This window comes from Pseudodesulfovibrio karagichevae, from assembly GCF_041414475.1.
GTDB lineage: Bacteria > Desulfobacterota > Desulfovibrionia > Desulfovibrionales > Desulfovibrionaceae > Pseudodesulfovibrio > Pseudodesulfovibrio karagichevae.
Map to the genome: position 1 here is coordinate 1 of NZ_JBGLYH010000074.1, position 16,013 is coordinate 16,013.

The 16,013-nt window shown below is 62.8% G+C and carries 14 protein-coding genes; 10 read left to right on the forward strand and 4 right to left on the reverse strand.

Annotation, left to right across the window (positions count from 1 at the left end; genetic code table 11):
- Positions 1-177: 177 nt before the first annotated feature.
- Positions 178-1,086 carry an AEC family transporter gene (locus AB6M95_RS17340; RefSeq protein WP_371388006.1) on the reverse strand — a complete coding sequence of 303 codons (909 nt, stop codon included), beginning with the start codon at positions 1,084-1,086 and terminating at the stop codon, positions 178-180.
- A gap of 77 nt (positions 1,087-1,163) precedes the next feature.
- A complete protein-coding gene (locus tag AB6M95_RS17345) occupies positions 1,164-1,913 on the reverse strand; it encodes an N-acyl homoserine lactonase family protein (protein ID WP_371388007.1) in 750 nt (249 codons plus the stop codon).
- A gap of 384 nt (positions 1,914-2,297) precedes the next feature.
- Between AB6M95_RS17345 and AB6M95_RS17350 the strand changes: the two genes are divergently transcribed.
- Positions 2,298-2,756 carry a chemotaxis protein CheX gene (locus AB6M95_RS17350; RefSeq protein WP_371388008.1) on the forward strand — a complete coding sequence of 153 codons (459 nt, stop codon included), beginning with the start codon at positions 2,298-2,300 and terminating at the stop codon, positions 2,754-2,756.
- Positions 2,757-2,789: 33 nt separating this feature from the next.
- Positions 2,790-4,373: a HEAT repeat domain-containing protein gene (locus AB6M95_RS17355; RefSeq protein ID WP_371388009.1), complete on the forward strand. Its 1,584-nt coding sequence runs from the start codon at positions 2,790-2,792 to the stop codon at positions 4,371-4,373.
- A 682-nt stretch (positions 4,374-5,055) separates the two neighbouring features.
- Here AB6M95_RS17355 and AB6M95_RS17360 read toward each other — a convergent pair.
- On the reverse strand, positions 5,056-5,916 hold the full coding sequence (locus tag AB6M95_RS17360; RefSeq protein WP_371388010.1) for an esterase/lipase family protein: 861 nt from the start codon (positions 5,914-5,916) through the stop codon (positions 5,056-5,058).
- 111 nt (positions 5,917-6,027) lie between these two features.
- Between AB6M95_RS17360 and AB6M95_RS17365 the strand changes: the two genes are divergently transcribed.
- From AB6M95_RS17365 to AB6M95_RS17380, 4 genes are all read left to right on the forward strand, one after another.
- Positions 6,028-7,068, forward strand: coding sequence for a DUF1786 domain-containing protein (locus tag AB6M95_RS17365; RefSeq protein WP_371388011.1), 1,041 nt, complete (start codon positions 6,028-6,030; stop codon positions 7,066-7,068).
- Positions 7,069-7,261: 193 nt separating this feature from the next.
- Entirely contained in the window at positions 7,262-7,966 is a 705-nt protein-coding gene (locus AB6M95_RS17370) for a DUF4197 domain-containing protein (RefSeq protein WP_371388012.1), read from the forward strand.
- A 10-nt stretch (positions 7,967-7,976) separates the two neighbouring features.
- A complete protein-coding gene (locus tag AB6M95_RS17375; RefSeq protein WP_371388013.1) occupies positions 7,977-10,025 on the forward strand; it encodes an AsmA family protein in 2,049 nt (682 codons plus the stop codon).
- A 159-nt stretch (positions 10,026-10,184) separates the two neighbouring features.
- On the forward strand, positions 10,185-11,573 hold the full coding sequence (locus AB6M95_RS17380) for an esterase-like activity of phytase family protein (protein WP_371388014.1): 1,389 nt from the start codon (positions 10,185-10,187) through the stop codon (positions 11,571-11,573).
- A 159-nt stretch (positions 11,574-11,732) separates the two neighbouring features.
- Here AB6M95_RS17380 and AB6M95_RS17385 read toward each other — a convergent pair whose 3' ends face one another.
- Positions 11,733-12,491, reverse strand: coding sequence for a dimethylarginine dimethylaminohydrolase family protein (locus tag AB6M95_RS17385; protein WP_371388015.1), 759 nt, complete (start codon positions 12,489-12,491; stop codon positions 11,733-11,735).
- A gap of 242 nt (positions 12,492-12,733) precedes the next feature.
- Here AB6M95_RS17385 and AB6M95_RS17390 point away from each other — a divergent pair, with 242 nt between their 5' ends.
- The 4 genes from AB6M95_RS17390 to AB6M95_RS17405 are packed head-to-tail and all read left to right on the forward strand — an operon-like array spanning position 12,734 to position 15,828.
- Positions 12,734-13,753, forward strand: a complete 1,020-nt coding sequence (locus tag AB6M95_RS17390; protein WP_371388016.1) for a patatin-like phospholipase family protein — start codon at positions 12,734-12,736, stop codon at positions 13,751-13,753.
- Between the two features lie 10 nt (positions 13,754-13,763).
- Positions 13,764-14,477 (forward strand): hypothetical protein, encoded by a 714-nt coding sequence (locus tag AB6M95_RS17395; RefSeq protein WP_371388017.1) that lies wholly within the window; start codon positions 13,764-13,766, stop codon positions 14,475-14,477.
- Positions 14,474-15,397, forward strand: coding sequence for a hypothetical protein (locus AB6M95_RS17400; protein ID WP_371388018.1), 924 nt, complete (start codon positions 14,474-14,476; stop codon positions 15,395-15,397). The genes AB6M95_RS17395 and AB6M95_RS17400 overlap by 4 nt, the downstream gene beginning before the upstream one ends.
- Positions 15,398-15,411: 14 nt before the next feature.
- A complete protein-coding gene (locus tag AB6M95_RS17405; RefSeq protein ID WP_371388019.1) occupies positions 15,412-15,828 on the forward strand; it encodes a hypothetical protein in 417 nt (138 codons plus the stop codon).
- The last annotated feature ends 185 nt before the right edge of the window (positions 15,829-16,013 follow it).

Consider the following 16,013-nt stretch of genomic DNA (forward strand, 5'->3'; position numbering starts at 1 on the left):
TTTCTTGCGGGCCAGGGCCACCATGGCCGGGGATGTTCGGGTTCTCATAGGCATGCCCCCATCGTATGACGGGGGCATGCTTCACTTCAACGCAAGGCTTGTGCGGCTCCTACATAATGCCGTTTTCCAAAGGGTGCCCTCTCTCCCCCTTCCCCCCTGGCCGCCGGAGGCGTCTTCCTAGCCCAGCAGGGCGAGGATGAGGGGCATGGTCAGGGCGGAGAGGACGGTCTGGGCGGTGATGATCAGGGCCATGACCTCGTGGTCGCCGCCCATTTGGCGGGCGAGGATGAAGGCGGAGACCGAGACCGGGATGGCGGTGTAGATGAGCGCGGTGGTCACGGTCGGGCCGCCCACGCCCAGCAGGCGGGCGCAGCCGTAGGCGGCCAGGGGCAGGGCCACGAGGTGGGCCAGGGAGGCCAGGGCCACGGGCAGGGTGGACGCGCCGATGCCGGTAAAGCGCAGGCCCGCGCCCACGGCGAGCAGGCCCAGCGGCAGCGCGGCCTTGCCCAGGATGGACAGCAGGTCCGTGAGCACGCCGGGCAGGGACAGGTCGAGCGCGCTGAGGGCCATGCCGACCACGCAGGCCAGGATGAGCGGGTTCTTGATCAGTTCGAGTCCCACCCGGCCCAGGCCGCCGCCGTGCCTGCCGTGGCGGGACAGGACCAGGACGCAGAGCACGTTGACCAGGGGGATGAGGGTCAGCAGGGCCACGGCGGACAGGGCCATCCAGTCCGGGCCGAGCAGCCCGGCCGCGGCGGACAGCCCCACGTAGGTGTTGGGGCGGATGGCCCCCTGGAAGACCGAGGTGAAGACCGGGCCGTCCAGGTGGAACAGGGTCCGGGTGAAGACCAGGAACGCGCCCAGGAGGCAGACCGCCCCCACCAGGGTAAGGGAGAGCCCCAGGGACGAGGCGTCGAACTGCCGCCCGGACAAGCCGCTGACGAGCATGGCCGGGAAGAGCACGTAATAGGTCAGCCGTTCGGACACGGGCCAGAATCCCACGCCGGGAAAGTCGAGTCGGTACAGGATGAAGCCGGTGAGAATGAGCCCGAAGATGGGCAGGATGGCGAGAATGACGGGGGACATGCCCGGACGGTACGCCCCGATGCGTCGTTATGGCAAGGAAAACGGGGGGCTTCCGCATGGGATGCCCCCCGCTCGAACTATTCGGGGATGGTCTCCATGGATGCCCATTTTGGCTCATGGAGGGGCAGGACGTAGTCGGCCATGTCGCGGGCCTTGAGCAGGATGTCGTAGGCCTCGTAGGGACCGGTGTTGGTGCCCGGGGGGATGACCTCCATCTCCATGGCCCGGACCTCCTTGGGCGGGTCCAGGTTTTCGAGGATGGTGCAGAAACCGCAGATGAGCACCGAGCCCTTTTCGGTCTCGATCTTCACGGACATGCCGCCCGGGGTGTGGGCCGGGGTGTGGATCATGGTGATGCCGGGCAGGACCTCGGTGTCCTTGTCCACGGTCACGATCTGGCCGTTCTCCTTCGCGTCGTCCACGTAGTCCTCCAGGTAGCGGAAGTCGAGCGGATGCGGATTGTAGACCGACTCCATCTCCTTCTCATGCACGTAGATGGTCGCGTTCGGACACTTGTAGTCGTTCTCGCAGTGGTCGTTGTGCAGGTGGGTGTGGATGATGATGTCGATGTCCTCGGGCTTGAGGCCGTACTTGGCCAGCCCTTCCTCAAAGGTATATATCTTGCCGCCGATGGCCTTTTCGCGGTCCTCGGAGATGATCGGCTGCATTTCGCCGGTGTCGACCAGGATGTTCTTGTCGCCGCCCTCTATGTACCAGGTATAGATGGGGATGGTGTACGGGGTGCCGTAATCGTGCTGGTAGGTCATCATGCCCTTGTCGAAGACCTTGGTGCCCATGACGATCGGATGAATCTTGTAACTGCTCACGGTTCACGCTTCCTGTTGTAGTTGGTTTCTATGTATGAATGGACGTGAGCCGTGTCAAGGGCGCCGGGAGGGCCGAGGGCATGGGCCGGAGGCGCTTCGCCCCCCGTCCGGGCGCGCGGTTGCGCCCTCCGGGCCGAGACCGCCGCCGGGGAGGTCCGGCGCGGGGGCCGCCGGGCCGGGGCAAGAAAATTCCCGGCGAGGTATTATTAATATTATACACACCTTGACCCGCTAACTCATCCTCGGGTACGTACTGGCAAGGCGGTGTTTTGCCGCCGCGTGCGCGTTTAGCGGATACACACAGGTCTTCTCCATTTATTGCGGATAATTGGAGCAAACTTGAAAACTGATACAAAGACCCTCACTTTTTTAAGGAGATAGAGCATGGACGTCGAACTGGCCAAGCCCTTCATCAAAGCCGCCATAGATGTCTTGTCCACCATGGCATTCATCAGACCCGAGGTGGGCAAACCCTACGTGAAGCGAAACAACGTTGCCGCCGGCGACGTGTCCGGCATGGTCGGCATCACCGGCGAGAAGAACGGCAGTGTTTCCCTTTCCTTTTCCAAGGGATGCGCCGTGGCCATCGTCAAGAACATGCTCGGCGACGAGATCGACGACATCATGCAGGACGTCAAGGACGCCGTGGGCGAATTGACGAACATGATCTCCGGCCAGGCGCGCGCGGGCCTGGCGGAGCGCGGGCTCGTATTCCAGGGTTCCACGCCCACCGTGGTCATGGGAGACAACCACACCATCTCCCACATGGCAAAGGCCCCGATCATGGCCATCCCCTTCAAGACCAAGGACGGGGGTTTCACCATCGAGTTCTGCTTCGAGTAGGCCGCAGCCTTCCAATCAACACGCGGAGAAGCCATGTCACCACTAGAGAACTTCAGGGAAAAGGAATTTCTGGATCAGATCACGATCCTCAATGAAATTTCCGGCAGCAAGGATTCCGAGGCCCTGCCCGGCCTGATCGACCTGCTCAAGAACCCGGTCGGCGATACGTCCATAGACTATATGGTGGTCAACGCCCTGAACGCGGTCCTGTCCAGCAACGAGGACAAGGTCATCGAGGGGCTCAAGGACGCGCACGAGGGTTTCAACATTTTATGCATCCGGGTGGCCGGGGAATACGGCCTCAAGGGCGCGGTGCAGCCGCTGGTCGATCTGGCCCTGGCCGAGAAGGACCTCGACCGGCTGATGGAGATCCTGACCTCGCTGGCGCGCATCGGCGACAAGGCCGCCATGCCCGTGTTCCGGCAGTTCCTGGACCACGAGGACCCGTTCATCCAGTCCTCGTGCATCGAGGCCCTGGGCAAGCTGGGCGACCCCCAGTCCATCGAGGAATTCAAGAAGATCATCATCGAGAGCGAGGCGGACGACCGCTTCGAGGTCTGCGACATCACCACCTGGAAGGCCGTGGACGGACTGGCCCGCAACGCCACCGAGGACACCATCTCCTTCCTGGTCAAGACTCTGCACCACAAGAACCCCACGGTGCGCCGGATCATCACCGACGCGCTGATCAACGTGGGCTCCTTCTGCATCCCCATGCTGCTCGGCGCCTTCGAGACCGGGGACACTGACACCAAGATCCTGGCCGCCAACGTGCTGGGCTTCTTGCGCGACCGCGCCGGCGCGGACGGGCTGGTGGCCGCCTTCGACAAGGGCCAGGCCGACGACTCGAACGTCCGCTACGCCGTGTACGAGGCCCTGGGCCGCATCGGCACCATGAAAGGCATTATCTGCTTGGTGGACGGGCTGTCCGAGACCGACGAGCTGATCCTCATGGCCGTCATCGGCGGACTGGAGCAGCACATCAATTCAGGCATGATCGCCGCCCTGACCAAGCTCATCTCGGCGGCCGACGAACAGTCCTTCCGACTGGCCAAGGCCGTCATCAACTCGCGGGCCATCAGCATTTTCGACCACCTGTACGAAAACCAGGGCGCGGGGGACATCCTCGTGGACGCCCTGGCCGAGTCCCGCGACCCGGAGATCGTGGAGGAGTTCCGGGATGCCCTGGCCGAGATCGGCGGCATCCGCGCGGAACAGGACCTGGACCGGCTGCCGGCCCTGACCGTGGGCACGCGCAAGGCCCTGGCCGCCGATGACTCCCGCTCCATGTGCGCCATGCACCGGGCCATCCTCACGGACCTCGGCTTCGAGCCGTTCGTGGCCGCCAACGGCGAGGAGGCCTACGAGTTCATCGAACAGGGCGAATCGTTCGAGGTCATCATCACGGACATGAACATGCCGATCATGGACGGCATGGAGCTGGTCGGCAAGATCCGCTCCACCCCCGGCATGGAGGGCGTGCCCATCATCATGGTCACCACCGAGTCCGAGGCCTCCCAGCAGGGACTGGCCTCCAAGACCGGCGTGTCCGCCTTCATCACCAAGCCGTTCAAGCCGGACGACCTCAAGGCCAAAATCCTGGAAGTCACCGGCTAGCATCCGAAGTAAATCAACAAAAAAGGGGCCTCTTGCGAGCAAGACGTTTTCCATAAATGTTGAAGAAAGAGCCCCAAATATTGGGGCTCTTTCGTTAGGCACTTTATCTTGCTCGTGAGATATGGTTGATCATGGTGGAAGGCTACTTCTTTGCCCCTCTGTCATGGTCCAAACAACGACAGCCAATGCTGCGCTGAGTATGCAGATGTATGTCGCTACCACAAGCGGGTGCCTGAGGGTTTCTTTGGCCCACGTCCATGCCCGGGCAAGACGGCGTTTCTGCTTATCGCGCCACCAGTACCACGCAAACCGTTTAATCGTGAACCAATTGCTAATTTTATTCGGCTCTTTCATGTCTGCAACCATGCCTCATGAGCCTATATAAAAGCAACTTTGATTTCAAAATAAGGAGACAGCAAATGGGTATTGAATATGCGTTGGGACTGGGGAAGATTATCGGCCTACGCAACACACCTAACAGGCAATTCAAAGTAGTATCTGCTGATTAGGCAACCTGGGAAAATATTTTACCCATAAGAAGAACCCCCTGTTCGCCAAAGCAAACAGTGGGTTACGATTGATTTCAGGCGTTTTTGTCAACATATATGGAAAACGTCTTGCTCTTGCGAGGCCCCTTTTTTATTTCCAAGCGCAAAATTCTCGGCTGGTTTGCTTCCGGGACCTAAACCGGCTCCGCGCCCGCCTTGACACCCGCCTCCGGGCATCGCAGCGGACGCAGGAAATCGGTGACCATGTCGGCCACCTCGGGGGAATAGAGCATCCAGACGTGGCCCATGGGCGCGCAGATGCGCTCGTCCCAGCCGGGGCGGCCCGTGCGCAGCAGGTCCAGCGGGATGACGTAGTCGTCGGCCACGGTGTAGACGGCCAGCTTGGGACAGTCCGGGTCGGGGGCTTCGGCCACGGCCTCGGGGATGGTCCGGCCGGGAATGAGGCCCCTGGCCATGCGGTTGCCGCCGAGCCAGGCCAGTTCGCTGCCGCCGTGGGGCGAGCCCAGGGTGACCAGCGCGGCCACCCGGTCGCTGAACCGGGGGTCGCCCGATGCGCAGCGGCAGAGCAGCCCGCCCAGGCTGTGGCCGATAAGGATGACCTTGCCGTCCGGGGAGGCGGCCAGAAGCGCGTCGAGCCGTGCCTTGAGCCCGGCCAGGGCCTGGTCGAAGTCCTTGGTGAAGCTGTTGTAGCCGAAGGTGTGCAGGTTCCCGAATCCGGCCCGGCGGAGCCTGCGGGCGAAGATCAGCCAGGCCGTGCGGTTGTGGTACAGGCCGTGGACCATGAGCACGGGCGTGCCCGTGGGCGAGGCGGGCCGCTCCGGCAGGGCCAGGAAGATGATGCTCGGCAGGGCGACCACGTCGGCGGCCATGGCTGTGACCACGCCGCGCGCCACGGCCGAGCCCAGACCGCCCGCTTCCTCGCGGATGAGGCCGAGCCGCCCGGCCAGCGCGTTGGACAGCAGGAAGATGCCGTAGCGCAGCAGGGTGAACAGGGTCAGTCCCAGGAGAACGTACAGGAAGACTCTGACGGGCATGCCGCACCATGACGCCCGACCGTCCAGGTGTCAACCCGGCGGGAAAAACGCGCCCCCTTGCCTTGGCCCTGCGCGCGGTGTACCAAGGCCGGACATCCAAGGAGAACCCCAGTGACAACCACACTCTGCCTCGACATCGGCAGCGGCACCCAGGACGTGCTGCTCTACTCCCCGGACAGGGAGATCGAGAACTGTCCCAAGTTCGTCATCCCCTCCCCGGCCCTGCAGATCGGCCGCCGCATCGAGGCCCTGCGCATGCGGGGCGAACCCATCTGGCTGCACGGCAGCAACATGGGCGGCGGCGTGACCCGGTTCATCAACGGGCACCTCAAGGCCGGGCTCAAGGTGGCCGCCAGCGAGGGCGCGGCCTACACCATGGCCGACGACCTGGCCCGGGTGACGGACATGGGCATCCCCCTGGCCGACGAGTGCCCGGACGGGTTCACCCCGGTCCGGCTGACCGATTTCGACGAGGCGTGGTGGCGCCGCTTCCTGGACGCCGCCGAACTGCCCTGGCCGGACCACGTCGCGGCCTGCGCCCAAGACCACGGCTTCCACCCCGGCCAGTCCAACCGCATGGGCCGCTTCAAGCTGTGGCAGTCCATGCTCCACGACGGTGAAGGCCGCCCCGAGGCCCTGGTCTACCAAAACCCGCCCGCCATGCTCACCCGCCTTGCCGACCTGCAACGGGACATCGGCGGCGGCCCCGTGGCCGACACCGGCGCGGCCGCCGTGCTCGGCGCGCTCTACGTGGACGAGATCGAGCGGCTGAGTTTCGAGCGCGGCATCACCCTGGTCAACATCGGCAACTCCCATCTCATCGCCTTCCTGCTCTACGCCGGACGCATCCACGGTGTGTACGAACAGCACACCGGGTGCGTGGACGGCGAGAAGCTGTGGACCGACCTGGCCGCCTTCCGCAACGGCTGCCTCTCCTTCGAGCAGGTCTTCGACGAAAAGGGCCACGGCTGCCTCTGCCTGGACCTGCCCGCCGAGGCGGACGGGTTCGCGCCCACCTTCGTCATCGGCCCGCGCCGGGCCATGCTCGAAGGGTACGACGTGGAGTTCCCCTCACCGGGCGGCGACATGATGCTCGCCGGATGCTTCGGCCTGATCAAGGGCCTGGCCATGCAGAGCCGGGACCGGGCGTAACAACGGGCGGACACGGCCAACCGCCGCTCACGCCCGGCTCGCCCTGGGCCGTTTTCCGGCGTCTGCGGCCGCGCCGTCGCGCCCGCCTCCACCCATACGGTATCGCCAAAATCCGCCTTGCCCCCTAGGCAGACCGGTCGCCCCGTGGTATTCTCCCAGAATGCCCATTCCCCTATGCAAACAGGAGCAGACCATGTCCGCCCGATATCCCGTTCCTCACATTCTTCCCCTGCTGCTGGTGCTGGCCCTGCCTTGGGCCGCCGCGCCCGCGTCCGCGGGGTGGGGCGACGCCCTCAAGGCCGCCGGTGACGCCGGAGCCAAGGCCGCGGGGCTGTCCGTGACCCCCTCCCAGATCGAAGGCGCCTTCCGCGAACTGCTCTCCATGGGCGCGGATTCCGCCGTGGAATCCCTGTCCAAGGACGGCGGCTTCTCCAAGCTGGCGGCCACTTCCCTGTCCCTTCCGGACAGCTACCGGAAGGTTGCCGAGACCGTGGCTCCGGACCTGCTGGCCAACCTGAACTCGGCGGCCGAGGCGGCCGTTCCGGCCATCGGCGAGCTGTTCCAGAAGACCATCAAAACCATGGAATTCGCCGACCCGTCCGGGCTGCTCTCCGGCAAGAGCGACGCGGTGACCAGCTATTTCGAGGAAAGTGCGCGGACGGGGCTGGCCGAAAACGCGGCCCCGCTGATCCGGGCCGCCCTGGAAAAGACCGGAGCGGGCTCGGCTGTAAGCGCCGTGCGGAAGCTCTCCGCCCTGACCGGCACGGACTTCGACCCGGTGAACTATCTCACCAACAAGACCTTGGACTCCATGTTCCTGTACATGGCCAAGACCGAACAGGACGTCCGCTCGGGCGACATCGCCGTGACCAGCGAACTCCTGAAAAAGGTATTCTAGGAGCAGAATCATGAACAAGCCTCTCAAGATCGGACTGATCGTCGTCGGGGCCCTGGCGGCCCTGTTCATCGCGGCCTGCATCGTCCTGGTGCTGGTCGTCAATCCCAACGACTACAAGGCCCAGATATCCAAGGCGGTCAGGGATGAGACCGGCCGCGAACTCAAGTTCGAGGGCGACATCTCCTTCAACTTCTTCCCCTGGCTGGGGCTCAAGGTCGGCCCCATGGCGCTCGGCAACGCCCCCGGCTTCGCGCCGGAGGAAATGGTGCGCATCCAGCGCGCCGAGGCCTCCATCCGGCTGCTGCCCCTGCTCTCGGGCGACGTGGCCGTGGGCACCGTGGTCCTGGACGGCCTGACGCTCAACCTGGCCAAGAACAAGCAGGGCGTGACCAACTGGGACGACCTGACCAAGGGCGGCGATTCCGGCTCCGCCGAGGCCGAGACGGACACCGGGGCCGGGAAGTCCGCCAAGCCCGGCCGGGCCGGGTCCCTGTCCGTGCAGGGCGTGGAGATCACGGGCGCCAACATCGTCTACGACGACATGCAGGCGGGCGCCAAGACCTCGGTCAACGACCTGAGTCTCGTCATCGGCGAGGTCGGCGACAAGATCCGCTTCCCCTTCGAACTCAAGTTCAACCTCAAGCTCGACAACCCCAAGGTGGACACCCGTCCGGTCCTGACCGGCTTCGCCAAATTCGACCGGGAGGCCGGGAGCGTCGAGGTCGACGACATGAGGCTCTCCCTGCTCAACCTCCAACTGACCGGCCTGCTCTTCGCCAAGAGCAAGAACGGCGACACCTCGTTCTCCGCCGAGATCAAGCTGGCCCAGGCCTCGGTGCGCGAGCTCATGAAGCAGCTCGGCATGACCCCGCCCGAGACCAGCGACCCCAAGGTCCTCGAGAACCTGACCGCCGACCTCAAGGTCAACGGTTCGGACACCGAGGCCTCCCTGGAGTCCCTGACCCTCAAGCTCGACCAGACCCTGATCACCGCCGAGGGCACGGTCAAGAACTTCAAGAAGCCGGCCGTGACCCTCGACGTCAACGTGGACGATATCGACGCGGACCGCTACCTGCCGCCCAAGTCCGAATCCAAGGCCGCCCCGGCCGAGCCCGCCGCCTCCACCCAGGCCGCCCCGGCCCAGGAGCCCGACCTGAGCGCGCTCAAGACCCTGGACGTCAAAGCCCGGCTGACCGTGGGCAAGCTCAAGGCCATGAACCTGACCATCTCCGACATCCTGGCCGTCGTGACCGCCAGGAACGGCCTGGTCACCGCCGACCCGGTGTCCCTGAAGCTCTATGACGGCGAGTACACCGCCCAGGGCTCCCTGGACGCCAACAAGGCCGTGGCCGCCTGGTCCAAGAAGGGACAGGTCAAGAACGTCCAGGCTGGGCCGCTGCTCAAGGACCTGACCGGCAAGGAGCACCTGACCGGCACCACCAACGCCCAGTTCGACCTCAAGGGAGCCGGACTGACCCCGGACAACATCAAGAAGTCCGTCACCGGCACCGCGTCCTTCGCCTTCACCGACGGGGCCGTCAACGGCGTGAACGTGGCCAAGATGCTCCGCGACGGCTGGAACCGTCTCAAGGGCAAGGCCGTATCCGGCGACGAACCGGCCAAGACCGACTTCGCCGAACTGCTCGGCTCCGCCACCCTGACCAACGGGCACATCGTCAACAAGGACCTGCTCATGAAGTCCCCGCTGCTGCGCGTCACCGGCCAGGGCTGGGCCGACCTGCCCGAGAACACCACGGACTACACCGCCACGGTCACCGTGGTCGGCACCCTGGAAGGCCAGGACGGCCAGTCCGTGGAAGACCTCAAGGGGCTGCCCCTGCCCATCCACGTCAAGGGCAGCCTGGACGACCCGTCCATCTCGCTGGACCTCAAGGCCATGGGCGAGGCCCTGTTCAAGGGCACCTTCAAGCAGGGCGCCAAGGGCATTGAGGAGACTCTCAAGAAGGACCTCCTCGGCGGCTCCAGGCCGTCCGGCTCCACCGGCGACTCCAAGACCACGGACAAGCCCGTCAACCCGTTCAAGAAGCTGTTCCAGTAACGGATACAACCCTATTGAAGTTAAAGAGGGCGACCCGCTGCAACGGGCCGCCCTCTCTGTTTTTCGTCCGCCGCCATCCGTTACAGAAATGCCACCCTTCCGAAACAACTGTTTCATGCATCTTACCTATAAGATGAGAAATTTATCAGGAGGCACTCCATGCTGCGCTATCTCTTTCTGACCGCTTTACTGCTCTTGTCCGCCGTCCAGACCGCCTGGGCCGGGGACGTCACCGTGGAAAAATACGACATCGAGGTTCCCAAGAAATTCATGGTGCCCTACACCGGCCGCTACGCCGCCCAGTTCCCCGACGGGTTCACCATCGGCGTGGGCTCGGGCATGACCTACGTGGGCCGCGCCGCCGACGGCGCGCGCGTGTTCTACGCCATCACCGACCGGGGCCCCAACGCCGACGCGCCGAAATACGAGCTGAACGGCAAGGCCACGCCCAGCAAGATGTTCCCGGCCCCCGACTTCGCGCCCTCCTTCGGGGCCGTCCGGGTCAAGGACGGCCACGCCGTGCTCTCTTCCCTGATCACCATCAAGGACGCCAGGGGCCGGGCCGTTTCCGGCCGGGCCATCCCCCTCGGCTCCGTGGGCGCCACCGGCGAAGTCCCCCTGGACGACTCCCTGAAGAAGCTGGCCTTCGACCCCGAGGGGCTCGACACCGAGGGCATCGCCATCGACAGCAAGGACAAGCGCTACCTGTGGATCTGCGACGAGTACGGCCCGTTCATCGCCAAGATCGACGGCTACACCGGCAAGATCGTCAAGAAATACGAGCCGGGCAAGGAACTGCCCATGATCGTGACCACCCGCCAGCCCAACCGGGGCATGGAGGGCATCGCCGTGACCCCGAGCGGCAAGGTTCTGGCCGCCATCCAGTCCGTGTGCGACGTGGACGGCAACATCAAGAAGTCCAAGGCCACCTTCCTCCGCCTGGTGCTCCTCGACCCGGCCACCGGCGCGGTCAAGCAGTACGCCTACCCGCATGACATCCGGAACTACGCCCAGTCCGCCCACGCCATGATCGGCGACCTGCACGCCGTGTCCGACACCCAATTCCTGCTGGTGGAACGGGGCAAGAATGCCGACGGCAAGGGCCGCATCCCCATCTATCTCATCGACCTGGCCCACGCCACCGACATCTCGAACATTAAGGCCAAGGACGGCAAGGAGCTCGAAACCGTGGCCGACAAGGGCGAGGTCGAGGCCCTGGGCGTGCAGTACGTGGCCAAGACCAGGCTCCTGGACATCAAGGAGTACGGCTGGAAGCCCGCCAAGGCCGAGGGCGTGGCCATGCTGCCAGACCAGCGCACTATTGCCGTGACCTCGGACAACGACTTCGGCTTCACCTTCAAGGTCGTGGACCCGGTCAACGACGCCGACGGCAAGCCGGTGACCAAGGCCGCCGCCTATACCGTGGACGCCTCGGGCCAGGTCAAATACAAGGGCAAGCCCGTGAGCACCCACATCGAGTTCACCAACACCGGCACCCGCCCCCAACTGTGGCTCTTCACCCTGCCCAAGCCCGTGACCGAGTACTAAGCCCCATCCCGGACCGGGGGAGGATCCTCCTCTCCACTTCCCCCGGTCCCGACACCGCCCTTCGCGGCCGTTTGGCGGCATCGCGGAGGGAGATACAAAAAGCCCCGGCTCCTTGGAGCCGGGGCTTTCGTATTGCCGTTTTTCGAGGCCGGACGCCGTCTAGAAGCGCAGGGACAGACAGGTCAGCCCGCCGTCCAGCTTGCGGAACTCGGAGACGTCGATGACCGTGGTCTCGACGCCGGTGGCCTGCACCTGGGCCAGGGTCTTGGGAAACCCGTCTGGCACGATGACCGTGCCGTTTATGTACAGGCAGTTGCGGGCGTACGCCTCGTCGTCTTCGACCACCACGCGCTTGAAGCGGGCGAGCTCGGGCAGTGAGTCGCAGCAGGGCGAGACCAGGATGGTGTCGTTGCCGATGTAGTTCACGTCGGTCTTGAAATGCAGGCTGGGACAGCAGGCGATGGTCACGGTGTCGTAGCCGTGCGGCCTGACCGCGTCGGCCAGGGCGGCGGCCCCGGCGGCATTGGTCCGGTCGGACAGGCCCACGAAGAAGGTCTTGTCCACCAGGAGCACGTCGCCGCCTTCGATGAGCGCGGGCGGGAGGATTCTGACCACGGGCTTGTGCTTGGCCAGCTCCGGCTCGATGGTCAGCTGCTCTCCCTGGCGCGACGGCGCGCCCAGCGGGGTGAGCACGGCCACCTCCGCGCAGACCACGGCGGTGTCCTCCACGAAGCAGCAGTCCGGGAACCCGGGCTCGGCGTCGAGCACGGTCACGTCCAGCCCCAGTCCGGACAAGGTCCGGCAGTAGACGTCGTGCTGTTTCAGGGCCAGCTCGAAGTCCGGCTTGCCGAGATTCTGGGAAGTGATGCCGTCGACCATCTCGGGACCGGGGCGGCGGGTTATGGCGCGGGTGAACATATGAATGGTGTCTCCTTGTCGTTGGGTTGGCCGCAGCTTGAAGCCAGAACGCGGTTTCGTCAAGACCCGGATCACCCCGCCCGGGAATCCGGCCCCGGTGTGGCCTAAATGCAACAACCGTTATTTTCCGCCGAGTCTCATTGACTTTTGAGGATAGCTCTTCCTACGACATAATGGCATCGCCCTTAGTACCTATCGTAAAATCTGTTTTTCCTGCGCATGCCGCGAGCGAAGGAGGGGTCATGTCGCAATTCGTGAATCTCTGTTTTGAAGGCGGCGGGGTCAAGGGCATCGCCTATGCAGGGGCCTTGAAGGTGCTTGAGGAGCGTGGCGTCATGCCCCACATCCGGCGGGTGGCCGGCACATCCGCCGGGGCCATTTCCGCCGCACTGGTTGCCATGGGCGCGGATTGGCAAAAGGTCAAGGAAATCGTGGGCGGTACCGATTTCCGTGAGTTCATGGACCACTACTGGCTGCTGGGACTGAACACGCACCAACTGCTGCACAAATACGGCCTGTTCAAAGGGAAAAAATTCAGCGAATGGATGCGCGACCAGATTCAGCTGTTGACCGGCAATGCCGACCTGACCTTCAGCGAATTGTGGATGCTGTCCACCAGTTCTCCGCAAACATATCGGGACTTGTCCATGGTGGGCACCAACCTGAACCGGCAGAAGGCCGTGGTCTACAACGCCGTGAACTCCCCGGACATGCCGATCTGGGAGGCCGCGCGCATCTCCATGAGCATCCCCCTCTTTTTCGGGGCATACAGGGACGAATCCGAAGGCGTGCTGGTCGACGGCGGCGTGAGCTGGAACTACCCGCTGGACATGTACGACAGGCGGGACTTCATCACCGATCTTTCCAGGCCCGAGCTCTTTGACGAGGTCGCCTATCCCACCACCAAATGGGACGACCAGGTCTACAACAAGCAGACCCTGGGCTTGAGGGTGGACAACATGGACGAGATCAAGGCCATGAAACACCGGGCGGACATGCCTCCGGTGAAGATCGAGAACATCGTCGACTACGCGAAGGCAATTCTCAACTTCATGCTGGACATGGCCAACAAGGCCCACCTGCACCAGAACGACTGGCACCGGACGGTGTTCATCGACGCCTTGGACGTGAAGACCTGCGACTTCGACCTGTCGCGGGCAAAGGTGGATGAACTGGTTCAGAGCGGCGAGAAGTGCGCCAACAAGTACTTCGACTGGTTCGACGCCGCGACTCCGGGCGAAGCCCTGAACAAGATTCCGTAGGGAGGTGAACATGACCATCGAACTGCCGTGCGCACTGGCGGGATGCCCTGCCGGAAAACGGGTGATCATCGGGCTGACCATCTACTACTTCATCATCTTCTTCGTGCTGGCCTGCTGGTTCACCTATATGTGGGCGATCATCCAGGATGCCATTTCCCAAGGTGTGGCGGCCCATCTGGCCGAAACAGCCTCAATCAAGGCGGCCGCAACACAAACGGCGACGCAGGCCGCCCAAGGCCAGGCGGAACAGCCTGAAACTCTCGACCTCATGAAGAACGTGGTAGGCACGGTGGGAACGGATCACCCGCTCATCGCCAAGGTCGTGACCATCGGGAAAAAACCCGTCATCGTCATCCCGGACTCCCTGGCCGTGCCTGCGGTCATGGCCAGCGGCGCATTCGGCGGCCTGATCCACGCCATCCGCTCAACCTACTTCCACGTCATAGACGGCGACTTCGGCCAGGCCGACGCCATCAAGATGTTCCTGCGCCCCTTCAGCGGCTCCATTCTCGCCCTGCTCTTCTACATGGTCCTGCGGGCGGGCCTGGGCGACGCCACGAACAGTGCCGACGCGGGTGCGGGCATCATCTTCTACGTGGCCGTGGGCGGCATCGTCGGCATGTTCACGGACCAGACCGTGTCCAAGCTGAAAAAGATCGCGGAGGCCATTCTAACCAAACCCGAGGCCGAGCAGGAAAAGCAAGCGGAAGGAGGCCAGTCATGAAACGCATAGCCATTCTACTGACCATGCTGGCCGTGGCCCTTGCGGGCTGCGGGCCGAAGTTGCAGGCGGTGAGGGATTTTTCGACCATTTCCATAGCTGCGACGGAGCAATCCCAAGCTTCCATCGGATTCCTTAACGAAGCCTGCCTCAAAACCCAGCAGATCCTTGTCCCTCTGGAGGAGACCAATAAATCCAAAGAATACATTGCATATCGCGTCAACATGAAATGCGCCGTGCACAAGACCTCTGTCGAGGGAACTCGCACCGCCATCACCGTTCTCACCGAATACTTCAAAGCGCTGGCGGTGCTGTCTTCGGACTCGCTGTACAAACACGGGGGGACCGTCCAGGAACTCAAGGCCAAACTCAAGACGGCTACGGGCTCAAGCGGCCAGTTGATATTCGAAAAGAGCAGCGCGAAAGTCGACGCCGTATTTTCCCTTGCGGATTCCATTATCCAACTGGGAACGATGGCATATCAAAAGCATATGCTCAAAAATTATATCCGGGAATCCTATTCGATAGCGAATCAGACCTTTGTCCAATTGGAAGGCTTGATAGGGAAGAACTGCGTTACCGAATTAAAGAACCAGAGAAGCGCATTTGAGTTCGCGTACTATACGACGAGATTGGACGAGCTTGATGAAAAAATACGAAGCAAGAAACTCGCTGTTTCCGCGGGGGAACTTGAGACTATTAAGGTTCTGTACCGCCAGGACTACGAAAAGAAGGTCTCGGGAGTGGAAGAGGCAATAACAAGGTGCCAGCGGACGGCGGAGGCCCTCACGAAGTCACGTGAAACGTTCAAGGAGATTTACGACCATCTGGAAGATCTCGACTCCGACTACATCAGAGCCATAGTCGATACCTACTATGCAGAGGTTCTCCCCAGTCTTCGTACCCTGCAGGTGGTCAACTAACTTAGGAGGTCGCCATGACGACTGAAATATCTCTCCAGGAAATCGAAAAAATCCTGGAATCCGCAGAGACGGAGCGAGACAAACTGCTCTCGCTGATGAATGAAAACATGAGTGAACTCAAGGACAAAGGAGAATACCAAACGGCCAAGCTGCGGTACCTGGAACTGCTCGACACGATAAGCCGGCTCAATGGAATAAGCGCCGGAGTTCGTGTTGAGAATCTGACGATTCAAGCGGGGCAGCTGGCCAAGACCACAAAGCAAATAAATGATACAGTGGCCAGTGTGCAGACTGTGACGAAATACTTGGCACTGGTTGGTTCACTGTTGGATATTGCCAAGGGAATCATCGTCAGCTCGAACCCGGCCGGGGCGATTGTTACCGCCATTGATTCCGCAAATTCAATTCTCGCCGGTTTCGGACAGCCGTAAGGCTTTTGCGATCAGAGCAAAGGGGCCCCCAAGGAATAAACGAGAGCAACCCATTCCCCGAGCGCCCCGCCCCCAAGCGCGGGTATCTCCCCCGTCCGCAACGCAAAAAGCCCTCAGTCGTTTGACTGAGGGCTTTTGAAATATTCCTTGGCGGCGACCTACTTTCCCACACGCTACCATGCAGT